The 18,990-nt window shown below is 57.7% G+C and carries 18 protein-coding genes; 15 read left to right on the forward strand and 3 right to left on the reverse strand.

Annotation, left to right across the window (positions count from 1 at the left end; all coding sequences use genetic code 11):
* The first annotated feature begins 3 nt into the window (after positions 1 to 3).
* Positions 4 to 765 (forward strand): sulfite exporter TauE/SafE family protein, encoded by a 762-nt coding sequence (locus PZ897_RS11590; protein WP_275752442.1) that lies wholly within the window; start codon positions 4 to 6, stop codon positions 763 to 765.
* A gap of 20 nt (positions 766 to 785) precedes the next feature.
* Here PZ897_RS11590 and PZ897_RS11595 read toward each other — a convergent pair whose 3' ends face one another.
* Positions 786 to 1,568 (reverse strand): FCD domain-containing protein, encoded by a 783-nt coding sequence (locus tag PZ897_RS11595; protein WP_275752443.1) that lies wholly within the window; start codon positions 1,566 to 1,568, stop codon positions 786 to 788.
* The gene (locus PZ897_RS11600) at positions 1,565 to 2,986 is read right to left on the reverse strand and encodes a malonyl-CoA decarboxylase (protein ID WP_343217456.1); all 1,422 of its coding nucleotides are present in this window, start codon (positions 2,984 to 2,986) and stop codon (positions 1,565 to 1,567) included. Before PZ897_RS11600 ends, PZ897_RS11595 begins: the two co-directional genes overlap by 4 nt.
* Before the next feature lie 292 nt (positions 2,987 to 3,278).
* Here PZ897_RS11600 and PZ897_RS11605 point away from each other — a divergent pair, with 292 nt between their 5' ends.
* Positions 3,279 to 4,499: a hypothetical protein gene (locus tag PZ897_RS11605; protein WP_275752444.1), complete on the forward strand. Its 1,221-nt coding sequence runs from the start codon at positions 3,279 to 3,281 to the stop codon at positions 4,497 to 4,499.
* Between the two features lie 311 nt (positions 4,500 to 4,810).
* Here the strand turns inward: PZ897_RS11605 and PZ897_RS11610 are convergent, their stop codons facing one another.
* A complete protein-coding gene (locus tag PZ897_RS11610) occupies positions 4,811 to 5,494 on the reverse strand; it encodes a fumarylacetoacetate hydrolase family protein (protein ID WP_275752445.1) in 684 nt (227 codons plus the stop codon).
* A 160-nt stretch (positions 5,495 to 5,654) separates the two neighbouring features.
* Between PZ897_RS11610 and PZ897_RS11615 the strand changes: the two genes are divergently transcribed.
* The 13 genes from PZ897_RS11615 to PZ897_RS11675 all read left to right on the forward strand — a co-directional run bounded on the left by PZ897_RS11615 (position 5,655) and on the right by PZ897_RS11675 (position 18,990).
* Positions 5,655 to 6,350, forward strand: coding sequence for a FadR/GntR family transcriptional regulator (locus tag PZ897_RS11615; protein WP_275752446.1), 696 nt, complete (start codon positions 5,655 to 5,657; stop codon positions 6,348 to 6,350).
* Positions 6,351 to 6,561: 211 nt separating this feature from the next.
* Positions 6,562 to 7,527 (forward strand): ABC transporter substrate-binding protein, encoded by a 966-nt coding sequence (locus PZ897_RS11620; protein WP_275752447.1) that lies wholly within the window; start codon positions 6,562 to 6,564, stop codon positions 7,525 to 7,527.
* A 78-nt stretch (positions 7,528 to 7,605) separates the two neighbouring features.
* A complete protein-coding gene (locus tag PZ897_RS11625) occupies positions 7,606 to 8,364 on the forward strand; it encodes an ABC transporter permease subunit (RefSeq protein ID WP_275752448.1) in 759 nt (252 codons plus the stop codon).
* The gene (locus PZ897_RS11630) at positions 8,351 to 9,151 is read left to right on the forward strand and encodes an ABC transporter ATP-binding protein (protein WP_275752449.1); all 801 of its coding nucleotides are present in this window, start codon (positions 8,351 to 8,353) and stop codon (positions 9,149 to 9,151) included. The genes PZ897_RS11625 and PZ897_RS11630 overlap by 14 nt, the downstream gene beginning before the upstream one ends.
* Positions 9,152 to 9,157: 6 nt before the next feature.
* Complete coding sequence (locus PZ897_RS11635; RefSeq protein ID WP_275752450.1) at positions 9,158 to 9,910, forward strand: ABC transporter permease subunit; 753 nt, start codon at positions 9,158 to 9,160, stop codon at positions 9,908 to 9,910.
* An 81-nt stretch (positions 9,911 to 9,991) separates the two neighbouring features.
* Entirely contained in the window at positions 9,992 to 11,521 is a 1,530-nt protein-coding gene (locus PZ897_RS11640) for an acyl--CoA ligase (RefSeq protein ID WP_275752451.1), read from the forward strand.
* Positions 11,522 to 11,540: 19 nt separating this feature from the next.
* Positions 11,541 to 12,518 (forward strand): 2-dehydropantoate 2-reductase, encoded by a 978-nt coding sequence (locus PZ897_RS11645; RefSeq protein WP_275752452.1) that lies wholly within the window; start codon positions 11,541 to 11,543, stop codon positions 12,516 to 12,518.
* Positions 12,519 to 13,426: 908 nt separating this feature from the next.
* Positions 13,427 to 14,983 (forward strand): globin-coupled sensor protein, encoded by a 1,557-nt coding sequence (locus tag PZ897_RS11650; protein ID WP_275752453.1) that lies wholly within the window; start codon positions 13,427 to 13,429, stop codon positions 14,981 to 14,983.
* Positions 14,984 to 15,046: 63 nt separating this feature from the next.
* Complete coding sequence (locus tag PZ897_RS11655) at positions 15,047 to 15,346, forward strand: STAS domain-containing protein (protein ID WP_275752454.1); 300 nt, start codon at positions 15,047 to 15,049, stop codon at positions 15,344 to 15,346.
* The gene (locus tag PZ897_RS11660) at positions 15,343 to 15,708 is read left to right on the forward strand and encodes a response regulator (protein WP_275752455.1); all 366 of its coding nucleotides are present in this window, start codon (positions 15,343 to 15,345) and stop codon (positions 15,706 to 15,708) included. The genes PZ897_RS11655 and PZ897_RS11660 overlap by 4 nt, the downstream gene beginning before the upstream one ends.
* Before the next feature lie 13 nt (positions 15,709 to 15,721).
* Entirely contained in the window at positions 15,722 to 17,956 is a 2,235-nt protein-coding gene (locus PZ897_RS11665) for a chemotaxis protein CheA (RefSeq protein ID WP_275752456.1), read from the forward strand.
* Positions 17,957 to 17,971: 15 nt separating this feature from the next.
* Positions 17,972 to 18,112 carry a hypothetical protein gene (locus PZ897_RS11670; RefSeq protein WP_275752457.1) on the forward strand — a complete coding sequence of 47 codons (141 nt, stop codon included), beginning with the start codon at positions 17,972 to 17,974 and terminating at the stop codon, positions 18,110 to 18,112.
* Complete coding sequence (locus PZ897_RS11675) at positions 18,109 to 18,990, forward strand: protein-glutamate O-methyltransferase (RefSeq protein WP_275752458.1); 882 nt, start codon at positions 18,109 to 18,111, stop codon at positions 18,988 to 18,990. Before PZ897_RS11670 ends, PZ897_RS11675 begins: the two co-directional genes overlap by 4 nt.

Here is an 18,990-nt window from a genome sequence, read left to right on the forward strand (position 1 = left end):
TTCATGCCTCCCCAAATCTCATTCACCGATGGCTGGGGCCTGGCAGCCATTGCGGTCGCCATGATCCTCGGCGGTATTTTGAAAGGCGCAACCGGGGCCGGAATTCCCATCATTGCCATCCCGGTCATTGCGGCTGTCTACGATGTCAAGATTGCGGTTGCGGTGATGGTGGTTCCGAACCTGATTTCCAATTGCTGGCAGATTTACAGGTTTCGTGGCAATCCGACCGACAAGGGGTTTTGCTGGCAGTTGGCGGCCTTTGGAGCAATTGGTGCGGGCATCGGCACCGTTGTGCTGGCGGAACTGCCATCCAGCTTTCTGAGCCTTTGCATGGCCGCCATTGTCATCGCCTATATTCTGCTGCGCATTGCCAAACCCAGCGTTCATCTGTCCATGGCCAGCGCCAAGAAAATTGTTGCAGCGATCTCGACGCTAGGCGGCATATTGCAAGGCGCAGTCGGGATTTCCGCCCCGGCAGTCGTCACGTTTCTCAGCGCCATGAAACTTGCCCGTCCGGCCTTCATCTTCACGGTCTCGATATTCTTCGCATCGATGGCGGCTGTGCAAATTCCGGTACAGATCTATTATGGTCTCTTGACCACAGATATCGCGACGCTTGGGCTTCTCGCCTTCGTTCCGTTGTTTGCCGCATTGCCGGTCGGAGATTGGATTGGCAGGCGCATGAGCCCGAGAGTCTTCGATGCGCTGATTCTGACATTCCTCGCCATCCTGGCGATCCGCTTGATTTATGTGGAATTGTTCTGACAGGCAGTGCGCCCGGACGCCTAAGCTTTTGTCTTCGGCGTCAATTTCGCCTTGAGGAAATTTCCGGTTGTTGCGTAGTGCGACATCAGAAGCTCGACAGCGAGATCGGCATTCCGCTCAAGCACGGCGTCCGTAATGGCGTTGTGTTCGGCGTTGATGTCACGCGAGGGATATGCCTTGGATCCGGACAAATGACGGTAACGCACGTTCTGATCGTAAAGCTGGTCACAAAACTTGAGCATGATCGAAGACGGGCAGGCGGCGATCAGCGCCATGTGAAAATGCTTGTGACGGATTTCCCACTCCTCATTGGCGACAAAATGGTCATCCGTCTGCGAACGCGGCACGCGTGAAAGCCGGTAGGCGGAAAGGACGACTTGTTCTTCCCAGTTGCTGTCTCCATGAGCGATCGATTCGCGCAATGCCCGTTCTTCCAACCAGCGGCGGGTGCGCAGAAGCTCGTCAAATTCCTTTTCGCTGACATCGGCAACGCGAAAACCGCGCTGGTCGATACGCTCTACGAACAGATCCGAAGTCAACATGCTCAGCGCTTCGCGAATTGGGCTTGAGCCGAAATCATAAAGGCTGCGCAACTCCTCGATTTTCAGTTTCTTGCCGGGCGTAAGCACGCCTGACATGATGTCGGCGCGAAGTCTGGTATAGGCCTGACTGGTTATCGAGCTTGAACCGGATGGATCCTCATACTGCGCAAGCGCGGGGTCATCCTGGATTGCCGTGTCGTTTTTCTGGGCTAGCTCGTCCAATTCAATCCCCGTGCCGAGTACAGATTTGCGATGCATCATGGCATTCCCGCTGATTCGATGGAAGAAGACTCGCCGCGTAACGAGGCTTCCACCGGTTTTTGCCTGGCAAGGATACTGCCATAGGTTTTTGCCGCCTTTATAACGGCAGGTGATGCTACGACCACTCCATTGTTGGCAAACATCTCGTGATTGCGTTCGATTGCATCCAGTTGGTAGCGATAATTGACCATAATGCCGAACGAGCCGGCCATGCCCTTTTTCGACAGGTCTGCCGCCCAGTTCAGACGGTCCAGCCGTGCGCCATTCCCCAGGTGGAAACGGGCAACCGGATCGACCCGGTGGCGGTTGGCGCTGCTGTTGCAAAAGAACCATGCCGCCAATGGCATGAGTTGCGCCTGAACCACCGCAGCGGTCTTCGCATCGTCTTGCCAGCCTTCCGTCTGCGTCAGCTTCAGCGCCTTGATCGTCGTGCGGGGCAACCGAACTTGGGATTTTCCCTCAAGCGCATCTGTAACCCATTGCCTGAATGAGGGGGCCGGCGAAAGGGTGACAAAGCTCTTCAAGCCCGGATATTCGGCGCGCAGTTCCTCGACGACCTGTTTGATCAGGAAGTTGCCCAGCGGAATGCCGCGGAGCCCCCGCTGACAATTGGAAATGGAGTAGAAAATCGCTGTACTGGCTCGGCTGCTTTCCAGTGCGGGGTTGTGAGAATGCGCGTCGCCCAGCACAGTTTGAATTGATGCAGGAACGTCATTCATCAACGCCACTTCGACGAATATCAGTGGTTCGTCTCCGAGCCGGGGGTGAAAGAATGCAAAGATTCTGCGATCTTCCGGGTTGATCCGCTTACGAAGATCTTCCCATCCGGCCATGCCGTGGACTGCTTCATAGTGGATGATTTTCTCGAGGATGGCCGCTGGCGTGTTCCAGTCAATGCTTTTCAGATCGAGAAATCCACGGCTGAACCAGGCGGTGAACAGATGAACAAAGTCCCGGTCAACATAGCGCAGGTCTGGCTCTTTGCGAAGTCGGACCAGCAGATCGGCCCGCATCTCGACAAGAAATTTGGTCGCGTTGGGAGCCTGGTTCAAACGCATGATGAGGTTGAGACGAGGCGGCTGTGAAATGGTCAGCAGCCTGTCCAGGCTTTCATGGCCTGGATCGCTGACATAGTCGTTGGCAGCTTCAAGCGCCTTTTCCGGCTCGACCGAAAACTCCGACAACAGCAAGTGGAAGAAGTCGGTCTTCTCCGTCTCGCTCAGCGCCTGGTAGCAGTTGAGTATTTCCCGGGACACAGCGGCCCCGGAGGCTTCGCCGCGGCCCGAAAGCAGAAGGTGGCACAGACTGACAATCTCCTTGGGAGAATGCTTGCGGCCAGGCTGGGTCGACAGGCCGATGATGGAGAGCCCCTTATCGGCAATGGATTGCAATCGTGATCGGATCAAAGAGGACATCATGCGTTAAAATATCGATATTATTTCCAATCCGCAAGGGCTGGTTTTCGCCGAGTGTAACTCCAATGTCCCGCTGCATATGAAAATAACCGAATAAATACAGAAGGATAGAGTGTTGATTAGGTCTGAAGGTCGCGGAAATTGTTTTGTCGATCATGCACTCAAAAAATTCTCGTGAATAAAATGTTGATATTTTTGGGTGACTGGCTAAAATATACATAACATGGGTCAGCTGTCATGACGTGCATGAACGCGGTTCCGGAGATCGATTTTTCAAGGCAGAGGAGGCCAATTCATGCGCGAAACGCATTTTGAAGACGGAAAATGGTGGGTGAGCCCTTACAATTTTGTGCCGGAAGTGCGCAATTCTCTTGATTTGCCGCCCAAGGTTGAAATTCACGATGCAACCTTGCGTGATGGCGAGCAGACACCCGGCGTTGTCTTCTCGGTCGATGACAAGGTTGCCATTGCACAGATGCTCAACGATGTCGGTGTTCACCGGATAGAAGCGGGAATGCCGGCGGTTTCGCCGCAAGACGCGGAAGCCATCAAGCAGATTTCCAGGCTGGGGCTGAAGTCGAAAATTTTCACCTTTGCCCGGGCGATGAAGCAAGATATCGACATGGCGCTTGAGTGTGGCGCCCAGGGGGTCATCATCGAAGTCCCTATCGGCTATCCGAAACTTGTGACTCAATTCGGCTGGACCTGGCAGGATGTGCTCAAGCGCAGTGCGCCGGTCATCAACTACGCGCGCGAACAGGGCCTTTATGCCGTGTTCTTTCCCTATGATACCACCCGCGCTCGGCCAGACGATCTGGAAAACCTGTGCAAGGGGATTATGGCAGAATCTCCGCCCGACTCCATCGGCATCGTCGACACCATGGGATGCGCCACTCCGGAGGCGATCAAATACATGGTCCGCTGGGTCAAGCGCATGACCGGGCTTCCGATCGAGATCCACACCCACAATGATTTCGGCATGGGCGTGGCAACCGAGCTGGCCGCCGTGACCGCCGGTGCAGAGGTCGTGCACAGCTGCGGCAACGGGCTGGGCGAGCGGACCGGCAACGCCGCGCTTGAGGAGCTCATGCTGGGGCTCGATCTGCTATACGGGTATGACTCGGGCTACAGGTTTGACCGCTTGCCCGAACTGGGCAGGTTGTTGTCCGAACGCGCCAATATTCCGATTGCCCGCAACAAGCCGATCCTGGGCGCTGGCAATTTTACCCGCGAGTCCGGCATAGGCATCCAGTACGTCATGCACGATCCGCTTGTCATGTTTGGGACCCATCCGGCATTGACCGGCCGCTTCGGCGAAGTGGTGCTTGGCAAGAAGAGCGGCAAGGCCTCCATTGTCTACAAGCTCGATCAGTTGGGAATGGGCGCCGCAGACGACGCTGAAATCGCCGAGATACTGGATAACGTGAAGCAGGCCGGTATTCAGAAACGCGACATTCTGAGCGACGATGAATTCAAGGCAATTGCCGAGCGTGTCCTCGCACGCAGAGCGGCTTAACGGTCATAGCCATGGGAGCAGGCCGTGGCGCGGTAGCCGCGGCTTGTCCCGTGCCCTTTAGGCCGCTGAGCGGTCATCCGGCTCATACACGCGGCTTTTGCACATCCGGTACCCGCCGCTCAAGCGCAGCAGGGGTGTATGGCGCCTGTTCCACTTGATTGGCCATGCGAGCATCTCCGGAAGGCTTGCTCAGGAGCCTCAGTCATCTGCCCTTCCTGCATATCTATGTATGCAGGAAGGGCAGGGCAGCTTTCGTCCGGGAAGGACAAGGGCCGCCCGCCGCACATCGCTCTGTGCGGCGGGCTGGGCCATCACACCACCTTGATCTCGAGAGATTCAAGGCCTGCAATATTGATCACCATGACATCGCCCTTGACGATCGGGCCGACACCCGCTGGCGTGCCGGACATGATCACGTCGCCGGGCTGGAGTTCGAAATAATCCGAGAGGTAGGAAATCATCTCTGGAACCTTCCAGATCATCTGATTGAGATCGCCTTCCTGCTTGACCTCGCCATTGACCAACAGCTCTACGCGTCCCACGGCGGGGTGGCCGACCTGCGAAACAGTTTGCAATGGTCCAATTGGTCCGGAGCGCTCAAAGGCCTTTCCGATTTCCCAGGGGCGGCCCTTTTTCTTGGCGTCGTTTTGAAGGTCACGGCGTGTCATGTCCAGACACGGTGCATAGCCATAAACGTGGTCGAGCGCCGAAGACACCGGAATATTGGTGCCGCCCGACTTCAGCGCGACGGCCATTTCAACTTCAAAGTGAACGTCCGATGTCTGGTCGGGATAAGGAAAGTCTCCCGAACTGTCGAGGTTGTCCGGGTTCTTCTGAAAGAAAAACGGCGGATCGCGGTCCGGATCATCGCCCATTTCGATGGAATGGGCAGCGTAATTGCGGCCGATGCAATAGACCCGCCTCACGGGAAACTCCCCGCCACCCTGCACGGGAATTGTCGGAGTTTTCGGGGCAGGAATTACGTAATCAGGCATTGAAGTCTCCCAGCTGATAATGCGTTGTGGTGTCGACATATTGCACGGATCGATAAAAATCAATCGCAACCAATGCGAATAAACACCTTGCAGTTTCCCAACCAATTTGTAGTCTGCGGTTGATTGGTCTGGAAAATGATCAACCAATTTGGGGATTTGAATGCTCAGTAGAGACGGTTTTCTGACAGCAGGCGACACCATCACCGATTTGCGGGATTACATCGCTGCAAGCGGATTGAAGCCGGGTGAGAGGTTGCCGGCGGAAAGAGCGCTGACTGCCGAACTCGGCGTCACACGCAACACGTTGCGCAAGGCACTCGACGCTCTGGAGCGCGAAGGCACGATCTGGCGGCATGTCGGCAAAGGCACATTCGTTGCGGCCACGGCTGATGATCTGGACCGGATGACCCAGTCTCCAGCCGAGCTGGGAAAGCAGCTGACTCCGTTTCGGATGATGCGGGCGCGGCTGGCTATCGAGCCCGCGATTGCGCGTGAAGCGGCGATCAATGCGTCCGGCGATGTAATTGCCCGGTTGAAAGCCACGATACAGCGCATGCGCGCGGCGACGAGTTGGAAGCTGTACGAAACCGAAGATGACGTCTTTCATCGCGAGGTTGCCGAAGCGAGCGACAATTTGCTGCTGCTTTCGGTGTTCGACCAACTCAACATGGTTCGCCGGGCGGTTGCCTGGGGGGCGGTCATGCGGCAATCCAGCAAGCCGCCTGCCGATCACGGAAGCTTCGCGGAGCACGAGGAGATCGTACAGTCGATCATCAACCGTGACCCGGCTGGCGCACACGAGGCGATGCGGAAGCATTTGCGTTCGGTGGCGGAGCGGCTTTTTGGCGAAATTTGAGCGACGGACATGGGATGTCGGGCCGTCGGGCCTGAAATCACATGTCTGTAGGGAATTCGAAAGACCCCGCGCCAAGAAAATATCGATAAAAATAAACAAATGACAGAAAAATGTTGATAATTTAGGCTAGGTGGGGTTTATGGAGTAGAGCAGGTTTTATGGCAGCGGCATGTGCCCCTGCACTTTGGGAGGAGAGCCTATGAGACAGGTATTGAAAAGAATCGCGAGTATGGCCGTCGCAGTGCCGATGGCTGTGGGTTTGATGATGTCTGGCGCGCAAGCGGCAACACTCAAGATCGCGCTGGCGGAAACACCGTCGGACGAGCTGGCGGCATTCTTCGTCGCGCTTGACCGTGCAAAAGCCAATGGTCTGGATTATGAATGGACCGCTTTCTCGGACGAGGAGCTTGCCATTCAGGCGGTGCTCAGTGGTCAGATGAACATTGGCTTCGGCACACCCTATGCGGCGATGCAGCGATCAAAGGCGCCGATCCGGATCATTTTCCAGCTTTCCAAGCTGAAGTTCTTTCCGGTCACATCCAAGAAATACTCTGACTTGAAAGACCTCGATGGCGAGCCGATCTTGCTGCATTCGCGTGGCGGCGGCACAGATTCAATTGCCAACGTGATTGAAGAGAAGATCGGCATCAAATTCGGAGACAGATCCTATGTCCCCGGGTCCGCCAACCGTGTCGTTGCGCTTGCTTCGGGCCAGACCGATGCCACCATCATCGACCTTTCAAACAAGAACAAGATCGTGAAGCAGTTCCCGGACAAGTTCAACGTCTTGCCGATGTTTGAAGTCGATTCCAGCGATGAGGCACTCTTTGCCAATCTTGACTGGATCAAGGAGAATGAAGACCAGGTCAATATTCTGGTCTCCGCGCTGGTCAGTGTCTGGCAGGATATGCACAAGGATCCGACCATCATTGCCAAGGAGACCAATCCTGATGGTCCGATCGGCCAGCTGCCGAAAGAAATTCTTGCCGAGCTGGATGGATTTTACACCGACGCAATCGCTGGCGGTCTCTACGATCCCAACGGCGGTGGACGCAAGGCTGCGCAGGCCGATATGGAGTGGTACTCCGAGGCGGGACAGCTTGATGGCGATCCTTCGACCTTGAATATCGAGGACTTCTGGTACCTCGCGCCGCTTGATGCGGCGTTGAAGAACTAAACACAGACCTGGAAAATGCCACCCGTCGTCCAGTGCGGCGGGTGGCGTGCTTTCTCAAGCTTGGGGTGATCCAAGACTATGAATCGTTCTCTTCTTTTAAAGCTGTTGTCCGCCGTCATCGTGTTCGGCGCATGGGAGATCGCCGGTCGAGTCCCGGTCAGCTACGCCTTTCCGACATTTTTCGAATCCATGTACGCCCTGGGCGTCATGACCTTCGACGGGTCAATATTTACTGCCTATGCAGAGACGTTGAAACCGCTGGTCATTGGGGTGGCGATCTCGGCTTTCTTCGGCATCACAATTGGCCTTTGGGTTGGATTGAGCAACCGTTTTGAATGGTTGTTTTCGCCGATATTCGTGGTCATGCAGGCCGCTCCGCTGGCGGCACTCATCCCCATTCTGGTCATGGCCTATGGGATCGGATTGACATCGAAAGTCTTCGTCGTGTGCATCATGGCCATGCCGGTGATCGTTCTCAATACCGCCAGTGCGGTGCGCAACACGCCGGCGTCGATCAAGGACATGGGCAAATCCTTTCTGGCCTCCGATCGTGATATCATTCTCAAGATCGTCATCCCCGCCGCGTCCCCTGTGATTTTCTCCGGCCTCAGGCTCGGTATCTCCGCCGGCTTTATCGGCGCCATCCTGTCTGAGCTGAAAATCACCCCGACCGGTGTCGGGGACATCATCACCTATAGTCGCTCGATTGCCGATTATCCGTCGATGTACGCGGCGATCTTCTCCATCATCGTCCTTGCCGTTCTCTTCTTGAACCTGCTTGAGCGTACTGAAAACTATCTGTTTGAAGGGAACAATCGTGGTTATGTCACAGACTAATGATGCTTTCGCAAAGGCCGTGCCTCTGGACGCCGACAGCGCAGTCTCGGTCCGTAACGTCTCCAAGAACTATGGTGACGTTGAGGCGCTGAAGAACCTGTCTCTCGAATTTCCCCGCGGTCAATTGACGTCCTTGCTGGGGCCGTCCGGCTGCGGCAAGACGACCTTGCTCAAGATTATTGCCGGCCTGCTCAAACCAGATTCGGGCGAAGTCGAGATCGAAGGCAAGATCATTTCCAGCCCCGGACCGGATCGCTCCTTTGTGTTTCAGGATTTCGCGCTGCTTCCCTGGGCAAGCGTTCTTCGCAACGTCGCATTCGGGCTTGAGCTGCGCGGTGTTGCAAAATCCGAACGTGAGGCAATCGCGGAGAAATACATCAAGAATGTCGGGCTGACAGGGTTTGAAAAAGCCTATCCGCACGAACTCTCCGGAGGCATGCGCCAGCGTGTGGGACTGGCCCGGGCGCTCGCCGTCGACGCGCAGGTGCTGCTGCTTGATGAGCCGTTTTCGGCTGTCGACGAGCAGAACCGGCGCAAGTTCCAGGAGGACATGCTCGAATTGGTGCGCGGCGAAAACAAGACCTTTATTTTCGTCACCCATTCAATCGAAGAGGCGGTCTATGTGTCGGATCAAATCGCCATCCTCTTGCCGCGGCCAAGCCGGGTTTCCGAAATTATTCGTCCCACGAGTTTCCGCGGCACCGGCAAGGAGAACATTCGCCGTTCGCCGGAATATCTGGATATCGTGGATGAAATCTGGGCGTCATTGCGCAACTATGTGGAGTAGGCTGACATGACGGTACTTGGTTATAGACTGCCGGGAATGTCTTCGCTTCTGCTGTGGGCATTGCTGTGGGAAGTTGTCGGAAGGACAGGGTGGACATTCTTTATTCCACCCCTGTCCGACGTTTTCGTGACCTTGGTTGACGTGATCGGCACGCCGGCTTTCCTGAAGGCGATGTATGAAACCGCCTATGCTTTTCTTGCCGGTGTCTTTTTCGCCGTCATCATCGGCATTCCGGTTGGTATCCTGATTGGCAAAAGCCGCCTGCTCGATGAACTGATCCTGCCCTGGGTGAATATTTTTCTCAGCGCACCACTCACCGCACTGGTTCCGGTTCTGATGGTTCTGTTCGGCTTCGGCATGAAGTCGATCATCATCACCACAACTCTGTTTGCGATCTGGATCATCATTCTGAATTCGCGGGCCGGTGTGAAGCAGATCAACCGGTCGCTGGTCGACATGGCGAGAAGCTTCGGCGCGACGCCGATGGATGCTTTCTTCAAGATCTATTTTTGGGCGGCGCTGCCCGAGATCCTGGGCGGTGTGCGCATCGGCGTGATCCGTGCGGTCAAGGGCGTCATCATTGGCCAGTTGCTGATTTCGATCGTCGGATTTGGCGCCTTGTTTGAGCTCTACTCCAACAACTTCATGATGAAGCACTTCTGGGCGGTCTTGATCGTGCTGTTTGCTGTCGCCTTCTCACTGTCCGAGTTCCTGGCCTATCTGGAACGCCGCGTGTCCTATTACGCAGCTTCACGCTAGAGCTCGGGCCTTGAAATGACTGTACCGGTCAGCGGGAATGACACCCGCTGACCGGCCGGGACAAAATCAGGAGCGAGCACGATGAGCGGTACCCTCAAAGCACTGATTGCCAACCACGATGGCGAGCGTCTCGCCATCGGTGCCCCCGATCGGCAATGGCTTACCTATGCTGGCCTGCGTGATTTGGCGTCCGGCGTTGGCCGATCGCTGAACCGCCTCGGTATCGGGGCAAACGACCGCGTCGCCATTGTCCTGCCCAACGGGCCTGAGATGGCGACCGCTTTCATCACCATCGCCCAAGCAGCCGTGACCGCACCGCTAAACCCGGCCTACCGCGAAGAGGAATATGCCTTCTATCTGGGCGACCTCAAGGCCAAGGCGCTGGTCGTGCCGGAAGGCGACGAAGGCCCCGCGGTCACGGCCGCCAGAGCGCACCGCATATCGATCCTCAGATTGAAAACCGAGGCCTCCGCGCCGGCCGGCCATTTCACCTTGGAACTGGACGGGCAAATTGCGCCCGGTACCGATGTGAGGCCGCCGAACCATGATGATATAGCGCTGATCCTTCATACATCGGGCACCACGTCACGACCCAAAATCGTTCCGCTGTTGCACTCCAATGTCGCTGCCTCGGCAGAGCACATCCACGAGACCTTGCAGCTGACACCTGGTGATCGGTGTCTGAATGTGATGCCGCTTTTCCACATTCACGGGTTGATTGCTGCGGTCACTTCATCGCTGGCTGCCGGGGCGTCGATCTGGTGCGCTCCGGGCTTCGACGCGCTGCGCTTTTTCGGATGGATGAAGGAGGCCCGCCCGACATGGTACACGGCGGTGCCGACCATGCACCAGGCCTTGCTGAGCCGTGCGTCGCGCAACCAGGATGTCATCGAGGACGTGCCGCTGCGCTTTCTGCGCTCGTCATCGGCGTCTCTTCCCGCTCAAGTGATGTCGGAACTCGCCTCGACGTTTCACGCCCCGGTGATCGAGGCCTATGGGATGACGGAGGCGGCCCATCAGATGACGTGCAATCCACTGCCGCCACGGGCGCAGAAGCCCGGGTCGGTCGGCATCGCCGCCGGTCCCCTGGTCGGCATTGCTGCCGAGCTTGAAGATAGGCTTGTCGATGATGTTGGTGAGGTGGTCATCTCCGGGCCGAATGTGACGCCGGGCTATGAAAATAACGAGGAAGCCAACCAGGCGAGCTTCTTTGTTGCCGATGGTCGGCGCTGGTTCAGAACCGGCGACCGGGGAGTGCTTGACGGTGAGGGATACCTGCAACTCACCGGCCGGCTCAAGGAAATCATCAATCGTGGAGGTGAGAAAATCAGCCCGCTGGAAGTCGATGGCGTGTTGATGGATCATCCCGCGATCGCGCAAGTGGTTACCTTCGCGTTGCCGCATCCCAAACTGGGCGAAGAAGTGGCTGCGGCCGTTGTCTTGAGAGAAGGCATGCAGGCAACCGAGAGCGAGATTCGTGAATTCGCTGCAGCGCGAATGGCCGATTTCAAGGTTCCGCGCAAAGTCGTCATTCTCGATGAAATCCCCAAGGGGGCGACCGGCAAGATGCAGCGCATCGGTCTGGCTCGGAAGCTTGGCCTGATCACGTGATGGTGTGTGGAATAGTCTCATGAAGATTTGTGTTTTTGGCGCCGGTGCGATCGGCGGCTATATGGGGGCGAAGCTGGCGCAGGTCGGGGCAGATGTCAGTCTCGTCGCCCGCGGACCTCATCTTTCCGCCATGCGTGCGAACGGGCTGACCCTGATCGAGGAAAACGCCACCACCAACGTCGCTGTCACCGTCAGTGACGATCCTGCGGATCTGGGTCCGCAAGACTATGTGATCGTGACACTGAAGGCCCATTCGGTTCCGGCAATTGTCGGCAAGATAAAGCCTCTCATGGGCAAAACCACGACAATTGTCAGCGGCGTCAACGGTGTCCCCTGGTGGTATTTCCACAAGGTCGGAGGGGCACTGGAAGGCACCCGACTGGAGAGCGTCGACCCGGGCGGCGTCCAATGGGATGGCTTCGGTCCCGACAATGTCCTGGGCTGTGTCGTCTATCCGGCCGCAGAGGTCATCGAGCCGGGGATTGTAAAGCACATCGAGGGCAATCGGTTTTCACTCGGAGAACCGGATGGCTCCAAATCCGAACGCGCGACTGCATTGTCCAAAGTGCTGACCGAAGCGGGGCTGAAGGCACCTGTGCGGCCAAAGCTGCGCGACGAAATCTGGACAAAGCTCTGGGGCAATCTGTCCTTCAACCCGATCTCGGCGCTCACCCATGCCACGCTTGATGTTCTGTGCACGGACCCAGCAACGCGCCTCATTGCGCGCAACATGATGCTCGAAGCCCAGACCATCGCCGAGAAGCTCGGCGTCAGGTTTCCGGTCGATGTCGACCGGCGCATCGATGGCGGGGCCGCTGTCGGCGCACACCGAACCTCGATGTTGCAGGATCTGGACGCTGGGCGTCCGATGGAAATCGATGCCCTGGTTCGATCCGTCCAGGAACTGGGCCGGATTACGCAGACTCCGACGCCGATTACAGACACCGTCCTGGGGTTAACCCAGCTCCGGGCCCGGGTCGCAGGTCTGTACCCGTAACTCGCCCGAGCACAAGGAGGTGCCGCTGCGCCCGCGGAGCCGCGTTGCTGTGCCCGCGCCCAATGGGCGGGGCTGCAAGGTGGTCTTTGTCCGGGAATTTCGTCACCACAGATACGCCGCAAGCGGCGTCATCGTCGGGGTCTCAACTTCTCGTTCATGCGCGACCGCTCGGCACGACGCCAATCCACCCGGAAGGGACAATCTGGTGAAAGCCCGCAGCCAGCCGTCAGGCTGCAAAATCTTGCAGTCGGCGGTTAAAATATTAGCGTGCGGACATGTTTGTTGGGCCAGAGGGCAACAGCAAGCCATCCAACGGCAAACAGCAACGAGGTCGGGTCAGAAGATCCGGACCGACCGGCGTCGATTTTCACTTGCATAAAGAAGAAGGGAAATGCTTGCGAATGTGGCGGATGCGATCGCAATCGCACCTATTCCTAGAACAATCATTGCTCGGCCTCAGCTGACTTCATTGTCATCATGCGAGCTCAATCTGCCAGACGCAACTTGCCTGAAACTTGTGTGCGATGATCTGGGCTTTCTCGGCTGCGGTTGAACTTCGGCCAAGCGAAAACGTGGTTCACTGCCTGGATATGATTAACACTGCCATCGGCCGTTAACCTTCAGGCAAGGATTAATACGTAAAAAACAATCTAATTGTTGGATTGTGATGAGGCGCGGCCAGTCCGCTCCCACAAAGGCATGAAGCCGCTCCGACTTTCCGGGCAGGCTCGGATCACCAAAATCAAGGGCCATGCGGCGTGTAGGCAGCATACGGACTGTGGTCTTTCACGGCTGTGAAGGGCGCATCAGACGGTTTGTTGCCGAACCCTCCGCATTGCGGCTGCAAGAGCATTCGCGGCCGGTGGCCGTCGACCGGGGTCAAAGGCGTGGGGCAGGTTCAAGCAAGGGTGAGGGATAGGGCAGCCGCCGACGGTCTGCGCGCAAGGCTTGACCTGATCGCCCTGGACACCGGCAGCCGCGAACGCCTGCGTGAAATGCGGCCGATGATCGAGGTTGAAGCCAGAGCCGCACTCTCCGCATTTTTCGAACGTTTGCAAAACACCCCCCAAATCGCCTCGCTGTTTACCTCCGGCCGGCAGATCGATCGGCTTGAAGAGCTGGAGGCGGCGCACTGGTCGATCCTGGCCGACGGACGTTTTGACGGCCTTTATGTCGACCGCTCGGTCATTCTGGGGGAAGTCCGCCAGCGCATCGGACTGGATGCGGGCTGGTCGATTGCCGGTCACGGTCTGATCCTTGAACGGGTGATTCGCCGTCTCGTCGATGAAAGTCACACAGGTCTGTTCAAAGGGTTCTCGCGGCGGGCTGACCGGGCACGTCTGGCTGACCGTCTCGTTGACGTGGTCAAGGCTGCGCTTATCGATATCGACGTGCAGGTTTCGCACCGGCTGAATGAACAGACCAGAACATTGACCAAGCAGCGCGAGGACGCCATTGCGCATGAGCGTGGACTTGTTGATGCAACATTGGGTGCGGCGCTTGCGCAGGTGGCCGAAGGCGATCTGTCGGTGCGGCTCGATCCGCAGGCGCTCGAAGCGCACCATCAGACAGCCAATGATTTCAATCACGCGGTCGCACGTCTCGAAGAGCTGATGGCCCGGTCCGACGCCCGACTCCTGGATGCCGAACAGCTGGCCGCGCGCCTGTGCGATGATATCGAGACGGTGCGTGCCCAGGTCGAGCGCCACGGCACGACTGCCAGCGGTGAGCATGACACTCTGGCCGCCATTGCCGCGCGCATTCGCGTGACAGCGGAGACGGCCCGTACCGCCGAGGCCCTCATCACCGAGGCACGTGGCAGCGCCGAAGCCGGCGATCGCATCGTTGGAGACGCCATCGGCGCAATGGCCGGGGTTGCACAATCGGCTGAACAGATCGGCAAGATCATCTCGGTGATTGACGAGATTGCATTCCAGACCAACCTTCTGGCGCTCAATGCCGGCATTGAAGCCGCGCGCGCGGGCGATGCCGGGCGCGGTTTTGCGGTTGTCGCGACGGAAGTCCGCGCGCTGGCCCAGAGGTCTGCCGGGGCAGCCAACGAGATCAAGGATCTCGTGTCCGACGCAAAAACCCAGGTCGGCCGCGGTGTGGATCTGGTCGACCAGACCCGGTCGGCGATGTCCGGTCTGGTTTCACAGGTCGGCAAGCTATCGGAAACGGTTGCCGGTGTTGGTACCCAGGCGCAAGACCAGGCAGATCAGGTCAATGTGTCGGCGTCTTCCATTGGCCAGGTCGCTGAATCGATCACATCCGCTGCCGGAGATTATGCCGGCGTTGCTGAATCCGGCAACGATCTGCACATTGTCATCTCCGAACTGGGAGAGCAGATCAGGCTGCACCGTCAGGCGCGTCATGGCGGTTTTCAAAGCCTGGAGCTGTCGGCGCGCACGTCAGATGCATCCGTCAGAGACGATCAGCCCCAGCACCGCAGGGTCGCGCGATGAACCCGATCCAGACATGCGCCGCAGCACGCGGCAAACGCCCTTTCTCCAGCGAGGATAGTCAATATGGCTTCTGACGGCACGTCACCGAAGGTTTTGAAACTTCCAGAGGTTCTGGACCTCAACGCAGCCAGCCGGCTGCATGAACAGGTTCTCGCGCTCAAGGGTGAGGACATCGACATTGATGCGTCCGATGTCAGCCGGGTTGGCGCCCAATGCATGCAGGTGTTGCTGTCCGCCGCGATGACCTGGCGTGCCGAAGATCAGAACTTCAAGGTCGAGAAGGCTTCGGATGCGTTTGTCAAGACGCTGAATTTATTAGGAATTTCGGATGAGGCCTTGCTGCCGATGGAGACGCTGAAATGAAGAAAAAAGTTTTAACGGTCGATGACTCGCGGACCATTCGCAACATGTTGCTGGTGACGCTGAACAATGCAGGCTTTGATACCATTCAAGCGGAGGACGGCGTTGAGGGTCTGGAAGTGCTCGAAGAGTGCAATCCTGACGTCATTGTCACCGACATCAATATGCCTCGGCTTGACGGCTTCGGTTTTATCGAAGGCGTACGCCAGAATGAACGCTATCGCGCAATCCCCATCCTGGTTTTGACCACCGAAAGTGACGCGGAGAAAAAGAACCGGGCCCGTGAAGCCGGTGCCACCGGCTGGATCGTCAAACCTTTTGACCCGTCCAAGCTGATCGCAGCAATTGAGCGTGTAACTGCCTGACAGGATCTGCCCCATGGATATGAATGAAATCAAGGAGATCTTTTTTCAGGAATGCGAGGAGCAACTCGCAGAACTGGAATCCGGTCTGCTCCGACTCAATGATGGCGATACCGATCCGGAAACGGTCAATGCGGTGTTTCGCGCTGTACACTCGATCAAGGGTGGTGCGGGGGCTTTCGGCCTGGATGACCTCGTTTCCTTTGCCCATGTGTTTGAGACAACACTTGATTGCGTTCGATCCAACAAGCTCGAAGCTTCACCTGACTTGCTCAAGGTGATGCTCAGATCGGCCGATGTCCTGGCCGACCTCACCGCGGCCTCCCGCGACGGCGGCAAAGTCGAGACGTCCCGCACCTCAGGCCTGGTTGCGGAACTCGAGGCCTATGCCAAAGGCCAGCCGCGACCGGCTGCCGGCGCGCCGGTTGCCGCAAATCCGGACCCGGCTGCATCAACGCCGGCACCAGCCGATGACAACGGCTTTGAGCCGGTCCCTTTCAGCTTCGATGGTTTTGATGACGATGAGGCGGTCGGCGAGGGACGCTCGGTCTTCACCGTCCGTTTCAAGCCCCGCTCCGACCTCTATGCAAAGGGCAATGAGGCGGTCCTGCTGATCCGCGATCTGGCCAAGATCGGTGAATTGCAGGTGCATTGCCAAGTCGATCAGCTGCCGTCCATCGATCTCCTCGATCCCGAAGGCGCCTATTTCTCCTGGCTGATCCGTGTTGAAACCGACAAGGATGAAGAGGCCATCCGCCAGGCGTTCGAATTTGCCGAATGGGATGCGGAGATTGAAATTACCGCAGGTGCCGACGACGAGGCGTTTGCCGACCCGGACGCTTCGGCCGCTGACCAGCCAATGGCCCCTGTGCCCTTCGATCTGAATTTGCTGGATGACCTGCCGGTTGTCTCCGACGAAGCAGCCGCGTCTGAGCCGGCCATGGCCGAAGCGGCATTGGCGCCGGCGAACCTGCCGCTTGCAGCAAAGGCGATTGCTGCCGAGGTAGAGAAGAAGGAAGCCACGGTTGCCGCCGTTTCCGCGGCGCCGCAGACCATCCGTGTTGATCTTGACCGTGTCGACCGCCTTATCAACCTTGTCGGCGAACTTGTGATCAATCAGGCGATGCTGGCACAAAGTGTGGTTGAGAATGAATCCGGCAGCTCATCGGCGATCAATCTCGGACTGGAAGAACTGCAGCAACTGACCCGGGAAATCCAGGACAGCGTCATGGCAATCCGTGCACAGCCGGTCAAGCCGGTGTTCCAGCGCATGGGTCGCATCGTCCGTGAAATCGCCGACATGACCAACAAGCAGGTGCGTCTGGTCACCGAAGGTGAAAACACTGAAGTCGACAAGACCGTTATCGACAAGATAGCCGAGCCCTTGACCCATATGATCCGCAATGCGGTCGATCACGGTCTGGAAACGCCTGAAAAACGGACCGCTGCTGGCAAGAACGCCGAAGGAGTGTTGCGCCTGAGTGCCAAACACCGCTCCGGCCGCATCGTCATCGAGATCGCCGACGACGGCGCCGGAATCGACCGCGACCGCGTCCGTTTCAAAGCCATCGAAAACGGGTTGATCACGCCGGATTCCAACCTCAGTGACGAGGAAATCGATAACCTGATCTTCCATCCGGGATTTTCAACCGCCGACAAGATTTCGGATATTTCGGGACGCGGCGTCGGCATGGACGTGGTCAAGCGCTCCATTCAGGCGCTGGGAGGTCGAATCTCGATCACATCCAGACCCGGCAAGGGCTCTGTCTTCACCATGAGCTTGCCGTTGACGCTCGCGGTGCTTGACGGAATGGTTGTCACTGTCGCCAACCAGACGCTGGTGGTTCCGCTCACGGCGATCGTCGAAACGCTGCAGCCGGAGAAGAAGGACATTCACTCGTTCGGACCAAGCCAGCGGCTTATCGCGATCCGCGAGACCTTCTGCCCGCTCGTCGATGTCGGCAATATCCTCAATTTCCGCTCCGATCTCGCCGATCCTGTCGCCGGTGTCGCCCTGCTCGTCGAATCGGAAGGCGGTGGACAGCGCGCGCTCATGGTCGATGCCATCCAGGGCCAGCGTCAGGTGGTCATCAAGAGCCTTGAGGCCAACTACACCAATGTTCCGGGCATCGCCGCGGCGACTATTCTGGGCGATGGCCGTGTGGCCCTCATCCTTGATGTCGACGCAGTGGTCATAGCGTCCCGCGGACAGCCGCTCAGCTCCGAAATGGCGCTTGCGGCAACAGGCTAGGAAGGCTCTGATCCGATGCAGTTTTTTGCGAATGACATCCATGGTTTGAACTGTCTGGCTGAAACCGGTGACGGTGTCCTGTTCGCACAAGACCGTGTGGTTTGGGTGATTGAATGGAATGCCCGTCCGGGCAATATCGAAAGTGAGGCCTTATGAGCGCCGCTGCCATACTCCAGTCAGGTCGGCCTGATGAATGCCTCGTGAAGGGGGAATTTCCTCTCACGCGCAAGGATCTCTCCGAGATTGCCGGAATGATTTATTCCGACGCCGGCATTGCCCTCAATGAGACCAAGGCTTCGCTTGTCTATTCCCGTCTGTCCAAGCGGCTGCGCCAAATCGGAATGGCGAGCTTCCAGGATTATTGTGCGCTCGTCGGCTCCGCTGCCGGGGCGGATGAGCGGCGCGAGATGCTGAGCTTCCTGACCACCAACTTCACCCGGTTCTTCCGCGAGAACCATCACTTCGAATATCTTGGCCAGGAACTTCTGCCGGAACTCCTGGCCCGTGCCAGGGCTGGAGGCCGGGTCCGCATCTGGTCGGCCGGCTGTTCAGACGGCCAGGAACCCTATTCGATTGCGCTGACGATTCTGTCGATGGCGCCGAACGCCGCTGCGCTGGACATCAAGATACTCGCCACCGACATCGATCCCAAGATCATCGCCCAGGCCAAGGTCGGCGTCTATGATGAGCAGTCGATCGAGACTGTCGAGGCGGCCATGCGCAAGAAATGGTTCACCCAGACGCCGGAAAAGCGTTGGCGGGTCAGTGACCAGGTCAAGCAGCTGATCAGCTTCAAGGAACTCAATCTGATGGCTCAGTGGCCGTTCCGCGGGCCATTTGATGTCATTTTCTGTCGCAATGTCGTAATCTATTTCGATGAGCCCACGCAGGCGAAAATCTGGGTGCGCTACGCGGATCTGCTGCCGCCGGGTGGGCATTTGTTCATCGGCCATTCCGAGCGTCTGTCCGGTGAGGGCAAGGATCGGTTCGACAATACGGCCATCACCACCTATCGCCACAAGGGAAGGACCTGA

It is taken from the genome of Hoeflea sp. YIM 152468 (assembly GCF_029210485.1).
Classification (GTDB): domain Bacteria; phylum Pseudomonadota; class Alphaproteobacteria; order Rhizobiales; family Rhizobiaceae; genus Hoeflea.

Bases quoted from the DNA above. Each gene is read 5' to 3' on its own strand.
- PZ897_RS11590 (WP_275752442.1), top strand. From the start codon at position 4: ATGCCTCCCCAAATCTCATTCACCGATGGCTGGGGCCTGGCAGCCATT.
- PZ897_RS11595 (WP_275752443.1), bottom strand. From the start codon at position 1,568: ATGATGCATCGCAAATCTGTACTCGGCACGGGGATTGAATTGGACGAG.
- PZ897_RS11615 (WP_275752446.1), top strand. From the start codon at position 5,655: ATGCTCAGTAGAGACGGTTTTCTGACAGCAGGCGACACCATCACCGAT.
- PZ897_RS11635 (WP_275752450.1), top strand. From the start codon at position 9,158: ATGACGGTACTTGGTTATAGACTGCCGGGAATGTCTTCGCTTCTGCTG.
- PZ897_RS11630 (WP_275752449.1), top strand. From the start codon at position 8,351: ATGTCACAGACTAATGATGCTTTCGCAAAGGCCGTGCCTCTGGACGCC.
- PZ897_RS11645 (WP_275752452.1), top strand. From the start codon at position 11,541: ATGAAGATTTGTGTTTTTGGCGCCGGTGCGATCGGCGGCTATATGGGG.
- PZ897_RS11660 (WP_275752455.1), top strand. From the start codon at position 15,343: ATGAAGAAAAAAGTTTTAACGGTCGATGACTCGCGGACCATTCGCAAC.
- PZ897_RS11665 (WP_275752456.1), top strand. From the start codon at position 15,722: ATGGATATGAATGAAATCAAGGAGATCTTTTTTCAGGAATGCGAGGAG.
- PZ897_RS11655 (WP_275752454.1), top strand. From the start codon at position 15,047: ATGGCTTCTGACGGCACGTCACCGAAGGTTTTGAAACTTCCAGAGGTT.
- PZ897_RS11640 (WP_275752451.1), top strand. From the start codon at position 9,992: ATGAGCGGTACCCTCAAAGCACTGATTGCCAACCACGATGGCGAGCGT.
- PZ897_RS11670 (WP_275752457.1), top strand. From the start codon at position 17,972: ATGCAGTTTTTTGCGAATGACATCCATGGTTTGAACTGTCTGGCTGAA.
- PZ897_RS11625 (WP_275752448.1), top strand. From the start codon at position 7,606: ATGAATCGTTCTCTTCTTTTAAAGCTGTTGTCCGCCGTCATCGTGTTC.
- PZ897_RS11610 (WP_275752445.1), bottom strand. From the start codon at position 5,494: ATGCCTGATTACGTAATTCCTGCCCCGAAAACTCCGACAATTCCCGTG.
- PZ897_RS11675 (WP_275752458.1), top strand. From the start codon at position 18,109: ATGAGCGCCGCTGCCATACTCCAGTCAGGTCGGCCTGATGAATGCCTC.
- PZ897_RS11600 (WP_343217456.1), bottom strand. From the start codon at position 2,986: ATGATGTCCTCTTTGATCCGATCACGATTGCAATCCATTGCCGATAAG.
- PZ897_RS11605 (WP_275752444.1), top strand. From the start codon at position 3,279: ATGCGCGAAACGCATTTTGAAGACGGAAAATGGTGGGTGAGCCCTTAC.